This is a genomic window from Clostridium sp. CS1-1 (assembly GCF_056135525.1).
The window spans coordinates 1,245,225-1,265,069 of the sequence record NZ_CM148680.1 but is presented as its reverse complement, the minus strand read 5'-3'; the positions used below and the strand labels follow the sequence as shown (position 1 = coordinate 1,265,069).

Below are 19,845 nucleotides of genomic sequence, written 5' to 3'. Positions count from 1 at the left end.
CTCCGCTATTATTCCCCAAGGGATATAATTCGGAATCCTCCTTAATAAAATTAATGTTCAGTTTCTTACGAATACCGACAATCTAATTTTATCACTTTTATAGAGAATTTCAATATAACTACTAAAGTAGTAACATTCTTAGTTTTCAAAAAATTCCCATTTATACTGCACCAAGAGAAAAATTTGTTACTTAAATTATTTGTGAATAACTAGTTCAATGTAATATAAGCTGGATTTTGAATATATATTTAACTGAATCGATACTTAGTTATTTGATTATATACCTTTCGATTAATCTCTAATAAGTGGAAATCCTTCACTAAAATATTCTTTTGGATATAAAAAATCAATAACTTTTTGTTTTGTACATTTACCATTTTCCATAAATACCTCTGGTATTCCTTTTAAGGAAACTCTAACGTTCGATAAATTAAATATATCACATACATTCTCTATACATTCAACCACTTGCCTATTCTTATTTGCTTTTATATATTTATATATACTATCTCCTTTTAACCATTCTTCATTCCCTTTATAATTCTCGTCAAAGTTTATAACTGTACACTTTAGCTTATTTTTATCATTACCTGCTATAGAGGACATAAAGAAGGTTTTTACCATAATATCATCTAAGGGTAAACTGTAGCCAGCAAATATTATATGTCTTGCATTTTTCATAAGTAATCCCATTTCAGTTTTTATTTCTTCAAGTGGAGGTATGCTCCTCTTTTTAGCAAGCGTCTGCATTATTAGAGGCATATCATAAGGATATGTTATTTGACCACAATAAGGACATTCTAACGCTCCTCTTCTATATTTTGTCTCTTTCTTAGTCTTATATTGCCAATTGCTCTGAAGTTCTTCACATACAGATGGCCCAAAAACTTCTGTAGATAATCTGTCCCACCGTCCACCAAAAGTAGTTATATATTTACTACACTCTGGACATATTCTTGATCCAAATATTCCGTGAGGAAAAAGAATTTTCCCTATTCTTACTATTCTAGATGGATATCTATAATCATTTACTCTTTTGCACTGGGACTCGTCTGCTGTATACCATATCTCCGACTCTTTACATCCTATCTCCGTGGACGCTATTTTGGTCCCAAAATCATCGAATAATCTAAGCTTTAATCCATCTTTTAAACAAACAGGATTATCATTTTCTTCTTTATGAGCATTAAAGATGTTCCAAAGTAATATTGGATCCCAGTTAAAAGATATTATAGCATAGGAATAAAGATAAAATCTCCTAGTGTCTCTCTTATATCCTCTTTTTTCAAAATGTAAAGCCTCTTCTCTCATAAGTTTGGTGAGAATTTTGGAAAATCCATAATAAGCTTCAACATCTATCTTATCCATATATCCTGGCGTCTTCTGAACGCTAAGTCTCTCTAATTCCTCTATAAGCAAAATCAAACACCGTTTCGCTCCCTTTATTCGTTCAACTCTTAAGAATTCTGTCCTACCATTACAAAAAGCATTAAACCCCATATCATTATCTATAAGCTGGTCAAGCATTGTAAAAAGTTCATGCATATTTAATTTTGGATTTGTATTTATAATAATTTCCAAGGCTTTTAAGTCATACGTCTTGGAAAGTCTGGAGTCATTTATAAGATCCTCTGTTACTAACTTTTTAAATGCTTCCTTCAGTTTTTTATTCTTGCTTTCCAAAAAAGAAAAATCATTATTGTTTATCTTGATAACTAGTTGAATTAGTTCCATAGTTGCATAAAGCCCTAAAGACTTGGTAGCTCCCGCACCCCATAATATTACTGTTTCTGGCCAATATTTTTCTGGCATATCAGCACCCCCTATGTTAAATAAATTGTATTGCCATTCTTTAAAGTTATACTTTAAAATTATGTGTAAAAAAAGTTAATTGTATGCTTATTTTACTTAGGTAGGATATAAATAGATTTTTAAAAATGCGTATATTCAAGTATTCTTGTTTTTTTGAGAAAGCCTCGTAATTTATAAATAATTTATTTACGATACTATAATTTAAAACTTTTAAATTGCATCTATAAAATTCATCATTTTTTCTAATACTATACATGTAACTACAAAATTGCTTTACTATTATAGTTTTACTCTGTATAAGTAGTAATGACCACTGGTAAACACGAATCCTCCTAAAGTATTGAACCAATGGAATATTAGACTTACTAATACAAATATAGCACTGAAAGGAGATTTTATATGTATACATTACACTGCAATGTTACTGGAATAATCGACTCACAAGACAAAACTAAAGTTAAAAACGCTTTGGAAAAAATAGAAGGAATTCAACAAGTTTGTGTTGATATTAGTAGGGGGACTGTAGAAGTACACTATAATGAACCAGTAAGCCCTAATGAAATAACAGAATGTATAAAAAGCACTGGGTATGACATACTATCTTAGAGAAATAAAATTTTAGGCTATCCTTGTAATTAAAATATATCAAAAGAGATAGGATTTACTTTAAAGCTGTAAATCCTATCTCTCATGCAAACTACCACCAATATTCTCCAATGTTAAAAATGTGTAATTATATTTATTTTTTTCGTCCTTTAAACCTTTTTCTTCCTTAACTATCTTCCATTGTTTTTCATCATACTTAGGAAAATAAGTATCTCCCATAAAATCTGAATCTATTTTAGTTATGTACATTTTTTTAGCAAATGGGAATAATAAAGAAAAAATTTCTCCTCCACCTATTACAAAATACTCATTAAAATCTTCGATTAAGGGTGTCAACTCTTTTAAACTATTAACCACAGTAACTCTACTATCATCTACACTGTAGTTTTTATCTCTCGTCAGAACAATATGGTGTCTATTGGGAAGTATTTTAGGAAGGGATTCATAGGTTTTTCTACCCATTATTATCGTTTTAGTTCCACCAGTGGTGATTTCCTTAAACTTTTTTAAATCGTTTGGTAAATACCATGGTAATGTATTGTCTTTTCCTATAACGTTATTATAATCCATTGCAACTACATAACTTATCATATGAATTACCTCCACATTGTTTTACGTTACATTTCCATTATTCTAGTATAATTATATCACACAAAACACGTTTTTATAACATTCCATTTTATCAATAGCTAATTTATCAACTTATATCACATTATAAATTTAATGTATTAGTGTATATCACCATATATCTTTTCAATGTAAAGTATTATCTAATTCAATCTAAATCTTAATACTGGTATGGAATTTTGATTATATATAAGCGTTAGCTGGGGGTCATCTTTAGGAACCTCAAAGGTTAGAGTTCCATCAACTTCTCCACCTGGTACCAAACTTCCAGAGTCCAATCTCTTGTCAAAGGCGTTAATAGATAAATTTTTTATTTGACCTTTTGAGTTCTGCAACTGATAATATGCCTCATTGTAGTCTAGATTTCCGCCATCTCCTAAATTTTTTTCTCTCACAGTAACTATTACGAATTCATCCCCAGTTGATGGCTTAATATAATCGTCTCCTAAAGATCTTTGCACCTTATCTACTTTTACTGCTAAAGATCCAACTCTAGCCTCTTCTCCTATTTTGTGAACTCCAGAATCACTCCTGGGATTTATACTTATCTTTCCACCTTCCAATGTTCCAATTGATTTAAATAAATTACCTGTCATGGCACTTAAAAGTCCTTCATCTGGATTTATAAGCCACATTTTTTTGTCTTTACTTTTAGTTAACTTTATATCTACTTCGCTGATCTTCATAGGAATGTTACTTTCGTTAAGTCTTTTACTATAATACTCCATAACTAATTGATTTACTTTTTGCTGACTAATTTCTTCTCCTTTTGCCGCCCGATTAAATATTGTAGGAAATAGCTCCGTCACTAGTTCCCCACTAACACCACTTAAATCAGGAGCTGTAATTTTTGTTTTCACTATAGTTGTATCACCGCTATTACTAGATGATAATATTTGATAAGTTATTTTTGAGAAAACCTGCTTAGCTAATTTTTCATGTTCAGGTTTATCAAATTTTAGTCCACCTTTATTTACAGAAGTATTTTCGCTTAAATATTTCGAGGCCGTTTCAATATCTGATTTTTTTATTGCATCAAAAAAACTTTTTATAGTTATATCCGGATTGGTAGTACATCCTGCAAAAGATGATACAATTATAAAAAACACGACAATACACATTTGTTTTTTAAATGCCTTTATCATTATTTTATCCTTACCTTTCTAAATTAAAATGTTTAAATAGGTTATAGATATCTAACTTGAAAATCTTAACTTTACCAAAAATCAAACCTAAACGTTAACTTTTTTTCAGGCAAACAATAAAATTCAATTATGTTGTATATCTATATTTATCACTTAGCTTATATTTTTGACAATAATATTAAATATTAATACAGTAACTAGAAATAAATCAGTTGAAAATATAATTCTATACTAATCTAATTTCACTTTATAATATAAACAGAGTTCTTAGTGTCTTTGACACTTAAAAACCGTTATCCAGGGACGTACACCTTGGATAAAAGCAGAGAGCCGCTAAGGTTATACCTCAGCGACTCGCATCAAACTATTATTACATTTTTGCATCCATTATTATTGGCTATGTTCTTAAGTTCTTCCATCATACCATCTGTAGGTTGATTAGCATTTATCCTATTTAGACGAACTCCTAAAGGTCTATATTTTATAAGCTTGTATCTTATTTCTGGATTTAATGATACAAGTAATTTACTAATTTCATTTACATTATTGAAGTTATCCAAAACACCAGGTACTATTACAGTTCTAACTTCATAGAGTTTATTTACACTAGCAAGATATTTAGCATTTTTCAGTACTATATCATTACTTCTTCCTGTGAGCCTCTTATGTTCTTCACTATCGAAAGACTTTATATCAAGCATTGCCATATCCATTAGATTTGTCAACTCTCTATTATTTGCAAAATCTGTTGAGCCATTTGTATCAACAAAGATTGTAAGTCCTAGTTTCTTAACTTTATCAAACAAATCCACTAAAAATTCGTTTTGAAGAGTACACTCCCCACCAGACACCGTTATTCCTGATATAAAAGATTTGACTTTTAATATTTCTTTTAATATCTCTCCTACACTCATTCTTTTTTGTTTTGGTCCACAACTATTTTTGCATATCTTTACACATTCATCACAGTTCTTACACTTGTCTTCATTCCATATCACAATATCCTGAGTCATAGATATAGCACCAAAATTGCAGCTGAATAAACAGGTTCCACAATTTGCACATCTTTTTATAGTTTCTGGATTATGACAATATAAGCAATCGAAATTACAACCTTGGAAAAATATTGCGGTTCTATTTCCTGGTCCATCTACTGAACTAAATGGAATAATTTTATTTATATATCCTCTAAGCATTATTTCTAACCTTTCTCTCTAATATCCTTGAGTTTTTAACTGCTCCAAGTCCTAATACAACAGTATCTTGAAGTACTTGCTCTCCTCTATTCAGCTTTTCTATATCGGATCTTTTAACAAGATATCCCGTTATTCTTATTACATCAGAATCTGCTGAATACAGGGAAAAATATCTCATTCCCTCCTTAAAAGCACCTTTAATAATATCTAAAACTGCACCTGGATTTTCTTTTGCAGTAGGCTCAAACGGGAATATATCCCCAATTCCTGAAGGAAAATACTTATGAAACTTGGCACTTTGAAGTAAATGCATAAATAATTCCGGTTCCTCCCCTATAGGTATTCTACAACCAGGGCTTGTTCCATTATCAGTCTCAATACCTACCTGTGCATGTAGAAGGAAGTGTCCTTTCGTTATTCCACAATATGAATTAGTGCGATTATTCACTACTTCATACATCTTTTCTATAATTTTAAGTCCTAGTATATTAGCTTCTTCACTATGTCCAAATCTGTCTTTCTCCTCTACTGCTTCCAAAAGTCTGTTTACACACTCTGCTAGTCCAAACATGCCAAACATTGCTGTGAATCTATCTTTATGAATTAATCCTTCTTTAACTAAGAAGTTAGACTCAAAGAATCCACTTTCTTCTATAATAAATCTTATTCTTTCATCCATATAATCAGCCATTTTCCTCATTGCATCTGGAAGTGCTTTTTTTACAAAGTGCTCTACTCCTTCAGCTTTTTGAGCAAGAGCAGCCAAGTTTAATCTGACTAAAGTATAACTTCCCCCACCTATATAAAGACCATTATAGCAGCTTGCAATTGCATAATCATGATGAATAAATTCATCAGAAAACATCTTATGATTTGCAAAGCTTGGCTTTGCTGTGACTAATGATGTCTTTACTGCTTCTATTGCAAAGTCTTCTGGCGTATCTGTGCCATATTTTAAGGTTATATTTGGTATGGCCGTTTCAAGTTCTCGTTGTACCTCTAGTATCATCCTTCCTGCTTTTGTCTCCTCTGGTCCAATATTAGCATGACAAAATGAATCTGTAACGGTTCTATCTATATGAGTTAAAAATAACTTTATTGCTTTATAAGCTTCTTTTTCATCGGTGATATATGGGTCCAATAATTTATCAATGTTCCCTATATAAACTGGCATTGACGTAATTGAAGGAACATGTTTGTATAAAATTAATAAATTATTCACTGCATCCCATATGTCTTCTGCAGGTCTTAAATCTAAAAATTCACTACCATGCTTCATAAACTTTTCATAATCAGGAACTATATATCTTGGTCTATATGGAGCATTTCCTTCACTTAAATCACAAATTATTCCTTCTTTTCTAAGAGCTTGTACATCTTTGCTTATATTTAAAACATTTATTGAAGCTTCTGCTTCTCGAGCAAGGGATAAAACCTTTTGCTCATAAGTTAATACCTTATCCTTTATTACGTTTAGAATCTTATCCATATCAATCAACTCCAAATTTTATTATCATCTATATTTTATATTTATCATAATTTTTTTGCAAAGCTTTTCTATTACCAATCTTTCTCTCTATAATTACCGAATTAAATATACACTTTATTCTATGAAATAAATTTACAGGAGAAGAAAAACTGGACACTCCGAATTATTCAGATGTGCCCAAGTCTTCACTTGTTTTTAGTTTTTAAATCGTTATGATATCAAGTTCTTCAGTTCAATAATTATTATATATCAAATCATCAAGAAGGCAAAGTTCATGTATTATTCAATTGGCTTGATCTAGTAGTAAAGCGTCTTAAAATTTTTGAATCATAAGCAACTACTACACCTTTTAATGTATGAACTCTTTCTCTATAAGGATATTATACCAAATTTAAATTTTACCTATATTGTAATTCATATAAATCGTTATAAAGACCACCTTTTTTTATAAGTTCCTCGTGACTCCCCGTCTCCTTAACCTCTCCTTTATGTAGTACTATAATTTTATCTACATTTCTTACGGTAGATAACCTATGAGCCACTGTGATGCTAGTCCTATTTTTCATAAGCTTTTCTACCCCTTCCTGTATAAGCCTTTCAGTTTCTGTATCAACATTAGACGTAGCTTCATCCATAACTAGTATAGTGGGGTTATACACTAAAGCCCTAGCAAAGGATAACAGCTGTCTTTGTCCCATTGAAATGGTACTCCCTTTCTCGCTTATTTTATGATTATATCCGTTTGGTAAATTTCTTATGAAATAATCAGCATTTACATACTCTGCTGCTGTTTTCACCTCTTTTAAAGTAATATTTTTATTGAATAGCTTTATATTATCCTCTATGTCACCAGCAAATAAGAATACATCCTGAAGAACTAGTCCTATATTTCTTCTTAAGTCTTCTTTTTTTATACTCTTTATTTCTAAGCCATCTACAAATATTTCTCCTTTTTGATATTCATAGAATCCGCAAATTAAGTTTACAATGCTTGTTTTCCCAGCCCCAGTAGTTCCAACAAATGCTACTGATTGTCCTTTGAGTATTTTAAAAGAAACGTTCTTAAGAATCCAATTTTCACCTTCATAGGCAAACCATACATTCCTAAATTCTATCTCTCCATTTATCTTTCCTAATTTCATCTTCTGCCCTGATTTTTCTTCATCCGTTAATATACTTGTTCCTTGAGTATGTTGTTTTTTAACTTGTTCTCTTCCTTCAGCATGATTAGGGCTTTCTTCACCTTCCTCATCTAGCAGGTTAAATATCCTTTCAGCAGAGATTATAGAACTTTGATAAGTGTTATACTGGTCTGTAAGCTCTATTATCGGTTGGAATAATCTATTTATATAGTTAATAAAAGCATACAAGGTTCCTACTTCTATTGCTCCTTTGATTAATCCCATTCCTCCATAAACCAAAATCAAAGCAAGAGATAAATTTTTCACTACATCCATAAAAGGCTTGAAAATACCGAATAGCACTATTTGCTTTAAACTAGAGTTATAGTGATCTTTATTTAGTTTTCTGAATTCTTCGTACTTTTTATCTTCCATATTAAATATTTGAATTATCTTTATGCCTGATATATTTTCTGATATAAAGCTATTTATAAGTGCAAGTTTATTTCTTATTTCAGCAAAAACTAATCTTGCTTTCTCCCTAAATAAAAGAGCAACAAAAAACATTAGTGGTGTAACTAAAAGGCAAATTATTGTAAGATTTAAATTTAAGCTTGCCATAACAATAATTATGCCTATCATTATAAATATATTTTGAATAAAGCCTACTCCTACATCCATAAACATTTCATTTAGTGAATCTGTATCATTTGTAACTCTTGTAACCATTTTTCCTACAGAATTTTTATCAAAATATGAAATAGGAAGTTTTTGTATATGCTTAAAAATCTCTTCCCTTAAATTCATTATTATCTTTTTTCCAGTCATACCTAAAATATAGGTTTGAAAATAACTTAAAACTAATTCAGTAATCATAAATAAAAAATACACAAAACCCAATAATTTTATCCCTGCTAAAGACCTTTCTAACGTTAAATCTCCAGATATTCCTTTTTTGACATAGCTATCTATAGCTACTTTTACTATATAAGGTCTAGCTAGACTAGCAGCAGATACTATTAGGATTAGTATTAGCGATAACAGAAACTCCCTCCAATATGGAGTAATATATTGCATAAGTCTTTTTGTTATTTGAATATCATCTTTATAAACATGTTTTCTTTCAAATTTTCTTTCTTCATTGGCTTCCGAGAAACCGCGACCTGCAAACTCTTTTGTCATAATATTTAATTGCTCACCACCTTATATGCCCTTTAGCTTGTCTTCTAATAATTGTCTTTCATACATTCTAGAATACACACCGTTTAACTTCAAAAGTTCAGCATGACATCCTCTTTCTACAATAACCCCTTTATCTAACACAATAATTTCATCAGCATATTCAATGCTCCTGATTCTATGAGAAATTATAAGTGTACTGGAACTTTTCATAACAGTTCTTAAATCTTCTAGTATCTTATGTTCTGTACTGGTGTCCACTGCCGATAAACAATCATCTAAAATAAGTATCGAAGGTCCCTTTATAATCGCTCTAGCTATTGAAATTCTTTGCTTTTGTCCACCAGATATATTTACTCCTCTCTCACCTAAAATCGTATTAAACCCATAAGGAAAATCTAAAATATCTTCATAAATTTTACTTATTTTAGTCACTTCCTCTATCTTTTCTATATCATACTTATCTTCCGAAAAATCAATATTATCCTTAATTGATTGGGAAAATAAAAAATTTTCCTGTGTAACATATCCTATACTATTTCTTAGGATTCTCAAAGGAATTTCTGTAATATCAACTCCATCTACTGTTATCTGCCCTTTTTCTCTAGGATTATATAGTCTCAAAATTAAATTTGCTATTGTAGATTTTCCAGCACCTACCTTTCCAATTATAGCTGTAATTTTACCTGGTTTTAAAAGTAAATTTATATTTGTCAGAACATTCTTGTCAGAGTTATCATACGAAAATGTGAGATTTCTAAATTGAACGACTCCTTTTAATTTCACATTAGATAAATCAGTTATAGAGCTAGTAACATTATTTTCTTTATTATTGTCACTGTCTATTACCTCCGATTTTTCATTAAAGAGTTTCTCTATTCTTTCCATAGATGCTTTACCTTTTTGAATAACATTTGATATAGATCCTATTGACTTAATAGGTCTTACTAATATTCCTACATAACTATTAACTGCAATAAAGTCTCCTAAAGTTATAGTTCTTTTTAGAACTAAATAAGTTCCATATACCAAAACAATTAAGTAGGATAATGAGGTAGTAAATTCAATAAGAGGATAAAATATTCCCCATACTTTCACTAATTTCATATTAACCTCATAATTTTTTCTATTAATCTCTCTAAAATTCTCTATTTCCTCTTTTTCTTGAACAAAAGCTTTTATAACCCTAATACCAGAAATGTTTTCTTGAACTTTTGTTGTTAAATTTCCAAATGACTCCTGAACTCTTCTAAATCTCTTATTAATAACTATTCCAAACTTAGTTACTATAAAAATTAAAATAGGAAAAGGTAAAAAAGCCATTAGGGTCAACTTAACACTTACAGTTTTCCCCATGATGAGCAAACTTAAAAATAATAATATGAATGTGTCTATAATTAAGTTAATACCTCTTCCTAGCGCCATTCTAACTGCAGAAATGTCGTTTACGGAAAGAGCCATTATGTCTCCTATGCTATTTTTATTAAAAAATTTCATAGAAAGCTTTTCAACATGTCTAAACATATGATTTCTAGTTTGATATTGAAATAACAAGGATGCTCCCATAATTTGAAGTCTTGATAAATAATTCAAGCCAAAAATTAAAGTTGCAGTAATTACTACAAGTAATGAATACGCTATAGTACCTTTTATCCCAATACTTCCATTTTGAATACTGTCTATAAGCTTTCCTGTAATTTTAGGTATACTTATTTGAAGAGCATTTATAAAAAGAAGAGCTATAGCCCCCTTAGCATATCGTTTTTTATTTTCTAATAAAAAGGATTTAATTCTGTCCGTCAATAAAATCACCAACCAGTTTAATTATTTATCTATCAACAAATGCTTAATTACTATTTTAGATTATACTTATCATTATAATAATACAATAAAAACTATTTATTATGAACAAAAATAGGAAATAAAAATTGCTGAATAAATAAGAACTTTTAAACCGTTAGTTAAAAATTCTTATTTATCCAGCAATGTTTTAAATATATTTAAAATCAACAAGTTGAGCTAAATGTAAACTTTTTCTCACATTCTACGCATTCAAAATACATTTCATCCTTTTCAACGTCCTTGCACACCTTAAATGTTTCTCCTCCACATGCAGTACAGATTGTCGGAACATTTTGGTTAACATCCCTACTATACTTTTCACAGGTTCTGCACTCCGTGCATATTAGAACGACTTTTAGCCTTTGTACACTAAGTTTAAATCTATTCCCCACGCAACCTTCTTTTTTACATACCACTGTATTTATCATAATAAACCCCTCCTACTCTTACATATTCTTAAGAGTAGAAACTTATGCATAAAAGCAATCTAACATTTCAAATTTTTATATCTTCTTCTAGTCTTTCTTTGGCAGTATTATCTTTTTCCACTCTATTTAGCCCTAAGTTGTTGGAACCATAAGATAGCATATTGTCTAGATTTCTCTTTATACCATCCTCAATTAGACTTCCGTCCTTCTCATATCTTGTAATTTTATCTCTATCCACTTTTTCATTCATAATTTGCACCTCTCCAGCTGTTCTTAAGATTTTAAATTTATGCTCTGCATATCTGACAAGATTTATACTAATTTTTCTTGTAATCTATTTCAAATAGCTTTATTCCCTATAAATTATAAATATATCTAAACTTTAAGTTATAAAACTTAAATAAGCACCCAGAAGATTCCAGGTGCCTTTAAAATATTATTAGAAATTAAAGCTGTTCCCACCTTTGTAGTCCCTGTGGAGAAACACAATCCAATTTCCATATTATATCTGTAAACTTTATATTCTATTTTCTCTGCTTTCCTCTAATCCAGCAGCAACGAGCAAAGAAGCCGTTAAAAATCCCACTAATGATCCTGTGAATAGACCACAAATGAACCATACTATTTTGTCACTAGTCATTTTAATCTCCCCTCATTAAAGTTATATTTTCTATAATTATTGACAGTTTTTATGTTTTTAAACCTGTATACTTCTAACATCACAAGATTTTCTTATAATATCCTTAGAGTTTTATAATTAGAACTCTAAATCACGCGAACTAATTATTTGTAACTAATGGAATTGTTAACTATCGGCTTCTAATTTTCTATGAAATAGAATTTTTTTGTAAGTCCTATAATATATTTGTTTTAGGGGGTGATACCAAAATGAATATGGCATTAGCAACTATAGTAATGATATTAGGTTTAATACTATGCCTTGCACTTGTGGGTTTATCAATATATGCCCTTATTGAATTCATACAACTTGCGAAGTTAGCAAATACTGCTTTAAATATTTATATTGAAAATAATGAAAAAAACAAAGTCAGATAGTAAATAGCACTATCTGACTTATTAATATTTATTCATATTTTACTTCAAGCCTCTTTCATAAGCTTCAACCATCTTTTTAACCATATTTCCACCTATTGATCCAGCTTCTCTTGATGTAAGGTCTCCATTATATCCTTCTTTTAAGTTTACTCCAACTTCTCTTGCTGATTCCATCTTAAATTGATTCAATCCTGCTTTTGCCTCTGGTACTAATACTCTATTACTATTTCTGTTTGCCATAATTACATTCCTCCTTTGATTTTTATTTATAATGTTTATCTGTTGTTGTAGTAAAAGTATATGCAGTTCTAGAATTATTAATCTATTGAATTATATGAAAAAAGTCCAACCTTTATTAAAAGTGGGACAATGAACCAATACCCTATAGAATATAATTATTCTTTTAGATAAAATTTAACTTAAGTTTTATAAATGACAATGTTAATAAATTTGGACCATAATTAAAATTAGGCCTCTGGTATAAAACATCCAAAAGCCTTTTCCTATTATGTTTATATTCTAATTATCGCATCAGTCATAATAGCTGCTCTTATATTCTCCTTTATATCATGTACTCTTACAAAATCACATTTTTTCATAATGCCAATAACAGTTGTAGCAACAGTTCCCTCAACTCTTTGATCTGATGGAAGGTTTAGGGCATTTCCAATCATTGATTTTCTTGAGGTTGCAAGGAGCACAGGATATCCTAAGATATGAAGATTCTCTAAGTGATTCATAACCTCTAGATTTTGTTCATAGTTTTTAGCAAATCCTATTCCTGGATCCACCATGATATTTTCTGGCTTGACTCCAGCCTGCAGAGCAATATCTATGCTTTCTCTCAAATCATTTAACACATCTTCCATAAGATTATTATAATTTGTGCTGTTTCTGTTATGCATTAGGCAACATGGTACATTGTATTTTGCAGTTACTTCAGCTATGTAAGGATCTTTTTTAAAACCCCAGACGTCATTTACTAGTGCAGCCCCAGACTTTATAGCTTCTTCTGCCACTACTCCTTTATATGTATCAATAGAAATAGGTACGTCTATTTCTTTTACTAAGGCTTGTATTACAGGTATAACTCTTCTTAATTCTTCCTCCGCGGATACTGGCTCATGATTGGGTCTTGTAGACTCACCACCAATATCAATTATATTTGCTCCTTCATCAATCATTTCTCTTGCGCGTTTAATGGCTATTTCAAGGTTATTAAACCTTCCTCCATCTGAAAAAGAATCTGGGGTAACATTTAAAATCCCCATAATATAAGTCTTTTTTCCTAGTTCAAAATTTCTATTTCCTATTTTCATTATTTTTGCCATAGTTTTTCTGGTTCTATTTGCTGTAAATTTTACAGCTATGTACCAGTTCCCCCCTTTTTGTTGTTTTATTTGACAAACATCTATTCTTTAATCTTACCTTCATAATTTCGTCTTATAACTTCTATAATACCACTATTTACAATAACTTTTCTACCGATACTTGAAACGCTCATAACCCCCATTATACTATTAGTTAAAAAAATTTCATCTGCATTCATTAAATCTTCTATGCTAAACTCTCCTTCAATTACAGGATAATTATTTATTATGAACTTTCTTATAGTTCCATTAAGTAGACCACATTTTACTGAGGGAGTGTATATTTTTTTATTCTTTATAAAAAACATATTAGATATACTACCTTCAGTTAGTTTGTCATTAGAATTTAAAAACAATACTTCATTATATCCTTCCTTAATACAGTTTTCACGCTCTAAAATGTTCTCCAAGTAATTTAATGATTTTAGATAAGTAATCTGTGAATAAGGATTTCTTTTTGTAGAACTTATTTTAACCCTAAAGCCTTTCTTGTATTGCTCTTCAACATAACTGTTTTCCCTTATAGTATAAATAGTGTTTTTTTCGGTAACAACTAGTTTTAGTACGGAATTTCTACACCCTAATTTTCTTATTGCTTCCAAAGCATCTTCAGATTTTATCCTTTTATCTATTCCTATAATTCTAAGACCATTGTTTATTCTGTCAAGATGTTCTTTAAGAAAAATAGGTTTTTCCTTAACAAGAATGGTTTCAAAAAGTCCTTTACCGAAATATAAACCACTATCTATGTTTACTTTTGCTTCATTTGTGAGTTCTCCATTCAAAATTATCATTATTTTCCTCACTCTCTTTAACACCATACACTTGATAACTAGCAAATTATTCATTTCATTATCTATCAGGTGTATAGCGCTATTACAATACTCTCATAAGAGCCCTAGCCTTGTCTATAGTTTCATCATACTCTGCTTCCTTTATAGACTCCCAAGTTATCCCTCCACCAACACCAAAATAAGCCTTTTTATCCTTAATAAGAATTGTCCTTATTACAATATTTAAATCAGCATTACCATCAAAACCTAGGTATCCAATAGAGCCTGTATAAAGATTTCTTCTCGTAGGCTCTAGTTCCTCAATAATCTCCATCGATCTTATCTTAGGAGCACCGGTTATTGAACCTCCGGGAAAACAAGCCTTCACACAATCTACAGCTGTATATTCTTCTCTTAATTCTCCTATTACAGTTGAAACTAAATGAAAAACTGTACTATATTCTTCAAGTTTGAATAGTTCTGTTACCTTTACAGAACGAGGTTTACAAACTTTGCTCAAATCGTTTCTCTCTAAGTCTACAATCATTAGTAGTTCAGACTTATCTTTTTCACTGTTTATTAATTCTAGTTTATTTTGTAAATCCTCCTCATAAGTTCTTCCTCTAGGTCTTGTACCTTTTATAGGCCTTGTCTGCACAACTCTATTCCTTATTTCCAAAAATCTTTCAGGTGATGACGATACTATACTAAAATTTTCAATATTCATAAAAGCGGCAAAAGGAGCTGGATTTATATTCCTTAAGTTTTTATAAACCTCATAAGCCTCCTTTCTAGTTTCTGAGCAAAATCTTTGAGTTAAGTTTGTAATGTAAACATCTCCGCTTCTAATATAATTTCTAACCTTTTCTACAGTATCTATGTAATTATCCTTATCAAAATTTGATATAAATTCTGTATTAGTTTTATCTACTTGTGTATACTGAATCTTACTTCCTTTTAATATTTTATTCTTTATCTTATCAATACTAACTTCCCTTGATTCTAGTATTCCTAATGCGGTAATAAAGGTTTTTCCCTTCAAATTATCTACTATAATAGCATTATCATAAAAATAAAAATAGCAATCTGGTATTTTTACTTCTTCTAAAGATGTAGCAGGGAGTTTTTCTATGGATCTACCTAAATCGTAAGAAAAATATCCCATGGCACCAGCTACATAAGGCAGCTCAGTATTGTTTTCAATTTTATATGTATTTATTAGCTTTTTTAGTTCTTCAAAAGGTTCCCCCTCAAATTTTATATCATCCATAGTACAAAGGTTCTCTTGATATTTAAATATTTTAAAAGTGTTTAATCCTATAAAAGAGTATCTTCCTAAGTCTTCAGCGCCCATTCCACTGTCAAGAAGAGCAACTGTTTTATCCTCCCTAAACAATGAATATATATCAAATCCATCTAACTGCGTTTGTATCTCCTGAATTAAAACCTGCATTCTAGTACCCCCAATTCCTAATTCATATAATCTCTACTACCATATATTCTCCCTTTTGCTTTGCAAAAACAATTTAATAATATTCTAGTCTAGTATAAGTTTCACTTTATGTTAAATCATTATGTTTCAACTTGTCCATAAATCAAAACTTACTCCCATTATTAATTAAATTCTACTACTAAGTTATCTCAAAAACTACGTAGACTAGTCTTACCTTTTAGACCTATTAAAAATCTTTGCCTCCTCTAAAAAATTCTTAATCATTTCATGTCCACATTCTGTAAGTTCTGCTTCTGGATGGAATTGCACTCCTTCTATCAGATAATGCTTATGCCTTATCCCCATTATCACTCCGTCAAAAGTTTCACAAGTGATATCGAAACAATCAGGAAGAGTTTTCTTTTCTATGACTAACGAGTGATATCTAGTCACCTTTATAGGATTTTTCAGTTTTTTAAATACTCCTACATTTTTATGTTTTACTTCATCTACTTTACCATGCACAGGTTCATTACCTCTTACTATTTTTGCTCCAAAAGCATGTCCAATACTTTGGTGCCCTAGACATATTCCTAATATGGGAACTATTCCACTAAATTTTTTAATTAAATCTACGCAAATTCCAGATTGTTCTGGTGATTTTGGTCCAGGTGATATTATTATTCCTTCTATCTCCATTTTCTCTACATCTTCTAAAGTTAACTTATCATTTCTAATCACTTTAATATCTTCTTCAAGCTCTTCGAAGTACCTTACTAGGTTGTATACAAATGAATCATAATTATCAATCATAAGGAACATTAACTCTTCCTCCTTAATATATTCAGATTAATTATATAAGACAATAACATAATTTGTAAAATATTTTCGAATACATTATAGCATTTTTTTGTAATATTGTCATAATAATAGAAAAATTTAACCCTGTACTATTAAAAATACAGGGCTTATAAAAATATTAAATCTTTACTACAATTTTCTTGCCTTAATAGATGCAGACATAATATATTCCCCAACCTTTAAATTATGACCCCATTTTTCAGCATATTCCTTAGAAACCTCACTAGTATCAATGCTAATTTCTTGAAAGCCAGCTTTTTCTAAATACACTCTTAACTCTTCAACTGAAGATGCACCAGTTACTCAGCCACAATACAATTTTTCATCTGCTTTCATTTCTTCTGTTAACTCTCTCACAAGAACTATATCAGAAATAGCAACTCTACCACCCTTTTTTAGTGTGCGATAGGCTTCATCATATACCCTTTGTTTATTTGGTGATAAATTTATAACACAATTAGATATAATTACATCAGCAGTATTGTCTGCAATTGGAAGATTTTCAATTTCTCCTAATCTAAAGTCTACATTACTGTATTTATCCCTCTTCGCGATAAATCTTGATTTACTTAGCATCTCTGGAGTCATATCAACTCCAATAACATAACCATTATATCCGACCTTCTTTGAAGCTAAGAAACAATCAAATCCTCCACCACTTCCAAGATCTATAACTGTTTCTCCTTCTCTTATATTTGCTATTAATTGGGGATTTCCACAACCAAGCCCCATATTAGCCCCCTCTGGGGCAACTAATATTTCTTCATCAGAATATCCTACTTTACGAGATATTTCTATGGCAGAATTTTTTAAACTAATACTATCACCACCACAGCATCCACCTTTTTTTATATTTCCTATAGCAATTTTTTTATAGCTCTCTCTAACAGTATTCCTGATGTCCACTTTCTTTGAGTCACTCATTTTTCATCCTCCTTTATATCTCCTTTTATAAATATTATAACTCAGATTTGATCATCCTTACTTTAAAAACAACAAAAAATTTTATAATTTTTTAGAAGTCAATTTTCAAATTCTCTATGTTGCTATCTTTGAAAGTAAAAAACAGAATTAAATTTCTGGAAATTTAATTCTGTCTTTGTTTTTTTACCTATACAGTTATATTATTTGTTCCCTTTTCTTCCCATACTGAAATCTCTTTTAACCTGTTAATAATAGGAAGATGCTGAGTACACTCCTGCTGACATTTGCCACACTTAATACAATCAGCAGCAAACTTTTTGCCATTCATTGTATAATTCCAATATTCTAGCCCATAAACTTCTTTTATCATTTCCTCATCACTTTTCTTAAACATTTGTTTTTCATTATAAAATAGCATATACCCTGGTATATTAATATCCATTGGGCAAACCTTACAATATCCACATCCAGTACAAATTTGATTCATATTTTCCCCTAATTTTTCTTTTATGCTGTTAATATCTTCTTCATCTAAAACTGTAGCTTCATCAGCTATTCTACAAGCTACATCGATATCATGTTTATTTCCAAATCCGATTAATGATATTGTTATTTGTGGTACTGATATATTGAATCTTATAGCTGCCTCTGTTGCTGTTTCTCCTTCAGAAGCTAAAAATGATAGTTCTTTTTCATGACTTGGTATAGACCCTCCGCTTAATGGATTCATTGCAACTACTCCATAACCATTTTCATAAGCATGTGTAACACCTTTCCATCTATATGGGAAATTCAAAATATTTATTCCCATAGTAACCCCATCAAACTTGTTATCATCAAGTACTTTTACTACTTCATCTCCTGGTTGATGGGATGAAAATACAATATGATCTATTAGGCCTTCTTCTTTACATTTTAATAACCCTTCATATTGTCCACCTTTTTTCATAGCTAGTTCATAGTGTTCCATCTTTCTTATGCACCATATGTGATAGAAATCAATCTTTGGTACTCCTAATCTTTCTAAAGATTTCTTAACTCCTTCTATGGACTTTTCTGCAGTATCAAACACTGTAGGTCTTCCTTTAGTCGAAACGTAAAAGTCCGTTTTTCCTTCTTTCATCATTTCTCTAAAAGCTACTCCAAATATCTCCTCACTTCTACCATCACAATACCCTGGAGCTGTATCAAAATAATTAATACCTTTACTATAAGCATATTTTACTAACTCGGCGTTTTCTTCGTTAGTTTTATTTAAATCAAATCTAAGTCCGCCAAAGCCCACTACAGAAACTGTTTTCTCAGTCTTACCATACTTAGTATATTTCATTTGTAATCCTCCCTATATATGAACAATATTTTAACTCCTATTATTTTAGTCTCGAACATTTTTGTAATTTCTTTATAAAAATATCGGTTAACTCTTCTTTAAAATATGAGTATTAATCGTATAAAAAGTGGTTATATGATATATAATTATAAATAATAACATAATTTACAATATATCGATAATGTTATATTATTAAATTATAGATATTATCGAATGAGGAGATTAAAAATGGAAAATTGTCTAAGTATTACCGAATCATATTATAAAGAAATAGATGACTATGAAGTCGATGTAGATACTGTTATTATATCAATGATCTCTAAAAAGGAAAGATTAGTATTTGCAGTTATTGCGGAAAGAGCAGGTGTGACTCGCTTTGTAATTAGACAATATCCAGAGCTGAGAAACTACATCTTACAAAAAATGGTTTATTATAAAGAAATGCACGTTATAAATCAAAAAATAGATAGAGCTGTTAAAAGTTTAATTAAGTCTGCAAGAAGGATAACTTTTATGGCAATAATAAATAAATGCAAAATAACAACGGACATGGCCTACCAAAATAAACATATAAGAGACAGTATTAGAACAGTATTGACTCAGAATAAGCAAATTATAGTTAATAAAAATTAAATACTAAGCATTTTGAACAAA

20 protein-coding genes are annotated in these 19,845 nt (G+C 30.2%); 3 read left to right on the top strand and 17 right to left on the bottom strand.

Features of this window, described 5'->3' with window-relative positions; all coding sequences use genetic code 11:
* Positions 1–291: 291 nt before the first annotated feature.
* Positions 292–1,812 (bottom strand): hypothetical protein, encoded by a 1,521-nt coding sequence (locus AC0N0V_RS05660; protein WP_474462631.1) that lies wholly within the window; start codon positions 1,810–1,812, stop codon positions 292–294.
* Positions 1,813–2,211: 399 nt separating this feature from the next.
* Between AC0N0V_RS05660 and AC0N0V_RS05655 the strand changes: the two genes are divergently transcribed.
* Positions 2,212–2,418 (top strand): heavy-metal-associated domain-containing protein, encoded by a 207-nt coding sequence (locus AC0N0V_RS05655; RefSeq protein ID WP_474462630.1) that lies wholly within the window; start codon positions 2,212–2,214, stop codon positions 2,416–2,418.
* A 75-nt stretch (positions 2,419–2,493) separates the two neighbouring features.
* On the opposite strand, the gene AC0N0V_RS05650 is transcribed toward AC0N0V_RS05655, so the two are convergent.
* From AC0N0V_RS05650 to AC0N0V_RS05610, 9 genes are all read right to left on the bottom strand, one after another.
* Entirely contained in the window at positions 2,494–3,009 is a 516-nt protein-coding gene (locus AC0N0V_RS05650) for a dihydrofolate reductase (protein ID WP_474462629.1), read from the bottom strand.
* A gap of 179 nt (positions 3,010–3,188) precedes the next feature.
* Positions 3,189–4,190, bottom strand: coding sequence for a DUF4352 domain-containing protein (locus tag AC0N0V_RS05645; RefSeq protein ID WP_474462628.1), 1,002 nt, complete (start codon positions 4,188–4,190; stop codon positions 3,189–3,191).
* A gap of 359 nt (positions 4,191–4,549) precedes the next feature.
* On the bottom strand, positions 4,550–5,386 hold the full coding sequence (locus AC0N0V_RS05640; RefSeq protein WP_474462625.1) for a YjjW family glycine radical enzyme activase: 837 nt from the start codon (positions 5,384–5,386) through the stop codon (positions 4,550–4,552).
* Positions 5,379–6,875 carry a YjjI family glycine radical enzyme gene (locus AC0N0V_RS05635; RefSeq protein ID WP_474462623.1) on the bottom strand — a complete coding sequence of 499 codons (1,497 nt, stop codon included), beginning with the start codon at positions 6,873–6,875 and terminating at the stop codon, positions 5,379–5,381. Before AC0N0V_RS05635 ends, AC0N0V_RS05640 begins: the two co-directional genes overlap by 8 nt.
* A gap of 398 nt (positions 6,876–7,273) precedes the next feature.
* The gene (locus AC0N0V_RS05630) at positions 7,274–9,178 is read right to left on the bottom strand and encodes an ABC transporter ATP-binding protein (RefSeq protein ID WP_474462622.1); all 1,905 of its coding nucleotides are present in this window, start codon (positions 9,176–9,178) and stop codon (positions 7,274–7,276) included.
* A 21-nt stretch (positions 9,179–9,199) separates the two neighbouring features.
* Positions 9,200–10,987: an ABC transporter ATP-binding protein gene (locus tag AC0N0V_RS05625; protein WP_474462621.1), complete on the bottom strand. Its 1,788-nt coding sequence runs from the start codon at positions 10,985–10,987 to the stop codon at positions 9,200–9,202.
* A 194-nt stretch (positions 10,988–11,181) separates the two neighbouring features.
* Positions 11,182–11,445 carry a hypothetical protein gene (locus tag AC0N0V_RS05620; RefSeq protein WP_474462620.1) on the bottom strand — a complete coding sequence of 88 codons (264 nt, stop codon included), beginning with the start codon at positions 11,443–11,445 and terminating at the stop codon, positions 11,182–11,184.
* A gap of 67 nt (positions 11,446–11,512) precedes the next feature.
* Positions 11,513–11,695 (bottom strand): hypothetical protein, encoded by a 183-nt coding sequence (locus AC0N0V_RS05615; RefSeq protein ID WP_474462619.1) that lies wholly within the window; start codon positions 11,693–11,695, stop codon positions 11,513–11,515.
* Between the two features lie 267 nt (positions 11,696–11,962).
* Positions 11,963–12,085 (bottom strand): hypothetical protein, encoded by a 123-nt coding sequence (locus AC0N0V_RS05610; RefSeq protein WP_474462618.1) that lies wholly within the window; start codon positions 12,083–12,085, stop codon positions 11,963–11,965.
* A gap of 248 nt (positions 12,086–12,333) precedes the next feature.
* Between AC0N0V_RS05610 and AC0N0V_RS05605 the strand changes: the two genes are divergently transcribed.
* Positions 12,334–12,501 (top strand): hypothetical protein, encoded by a 168-nt coding sequence (locus AC0N0V_RS05605; protein ID WP_474462617.1) that lies wholly within the window; start codon positions 12,334–12,336, stop codon positions 12,499–12,501.
* A gap of 39 nt (positions 12,502–12,540) precedes the next feature.
* On the opposite strand, the gene AC0N0V_RS05600 is transcribed toward AC0N0V_RS05605, so the two are convergent.
* The 7 genes from AC0N0V_RS05600 to AC0N0V_RS05570 all read right to left on the bottom strand — a co-directional run bounded on the left by AC0N0V_RS05600 (position 12,541) and on the right by AC0N0V_RS05570 (position 19,191).
* Positions 12,541–12,741, bottom strand: coding sequence for a small, acid-soluble spore protein, alpha/beta type (locus tag AC0N0V_RS05600; protein ID WP_474462616.1), 201 nt, complete (start codon positions 12,739–12,741; stop codon positions 12,541–12,543).
* A 272-nt stretch (positions 12,742–13,013) separates the two neighbouring features.
* Positions 13,014–13,820 carry a dihydropteroate synthase gene (gene folP, locus AC0N0V_RS05595; protein ID WP_474464456.1) on the bottom strand — a complete coding sequence of 269 codons (807 nt, stop codon included), beginning with the start codon at positions 13,818–13,820 and terminating at the stop codon, positions 13,014–13,016.
* Between the two features lie 92 nt (positions 13,821–13,912).
* Positions 13,913–14,665, bottom strand: a complete 753-nt coding sequence (locus AC0N0V_RS05590; RefSeq protein WP_474462614.1) for an aminotransferase class IV — start codon at positions 14,663–14,665, stop codon at positions 13,913–13,915.
* Between the two features lie 82 nt (positions 14,666–14,747).
* Positions 14,748–16,097 carry an aminodeoxychorismate synthase component I gene (pabB, locus tag AC0N0V_RS05585; RefSeq protein WP_474462613.1) on the bottom strand — a complete coding sequence of 450 codons (1,350 nt, stop codon included), beginning with the start codon at positions 16,095–16,097 and terminating at the stop codon, positions 14,748–14,750.
* A 210-nt stretch (positions 16,098–16,307) separates the two neighbouring features.
* Positions 16,308–16,898 carry an anthranilate synthase component II gene (locus tag AC0N0V_RS05580; RefSeq protein ID WP_474462612.1) on the bottom strand — a complete coding sequence of 197 codons (591 nt, stop codon included), beginning with the start codon at positions 16,896–16,898 and terminating at the stop codon, positions 16,308–16,310.
* A gap of 168 nt (positions 16,899–17,066) precedes the next feature.
* Positions 17,067–17,861, bottom strand: a complete 795-nt coding sequence (arsM, locus tag AC0N0V_RS05575) for an arsenite methyltransferase (RefSeq protein WP_474462611.1) — start codon at positions 17,859–17,861, stop codon at positions 17,067–17,069.
* A gap of 187 nt (positions 17,862–18,048) precedes the next feature.
* Positions 18,049–19,191 (bottom strand): aldo/keto reductase, encoded by a 1,143-nt coding sequence (locus tag AC0N0V_RS05570; RefSeq protein ID WP_474462610.1) that lies wholly within the window; start codon positions 19,189–19,191, stop codon positions 18,049–18,051.
* A gap of 228 nt (positions 19,192–19,419) precedes the next feature.
* On the opposite strand from AC0N0V_RS05570, the gene AC0N0V_RS05565 reads away from it, so the two are divergent.
* Positions 19,420–19,824, top strand: coding sequence for a hypothetical protein (locus AC0N0V_RS05565; RefSeq protein ID WP_474462609.1), 405 nt, complete (start codon positions 19,420–19,422; stop codon positions 19,822–19,824).
* Positions 19,825–19,845: the final 21 nt, after the last annotated feature.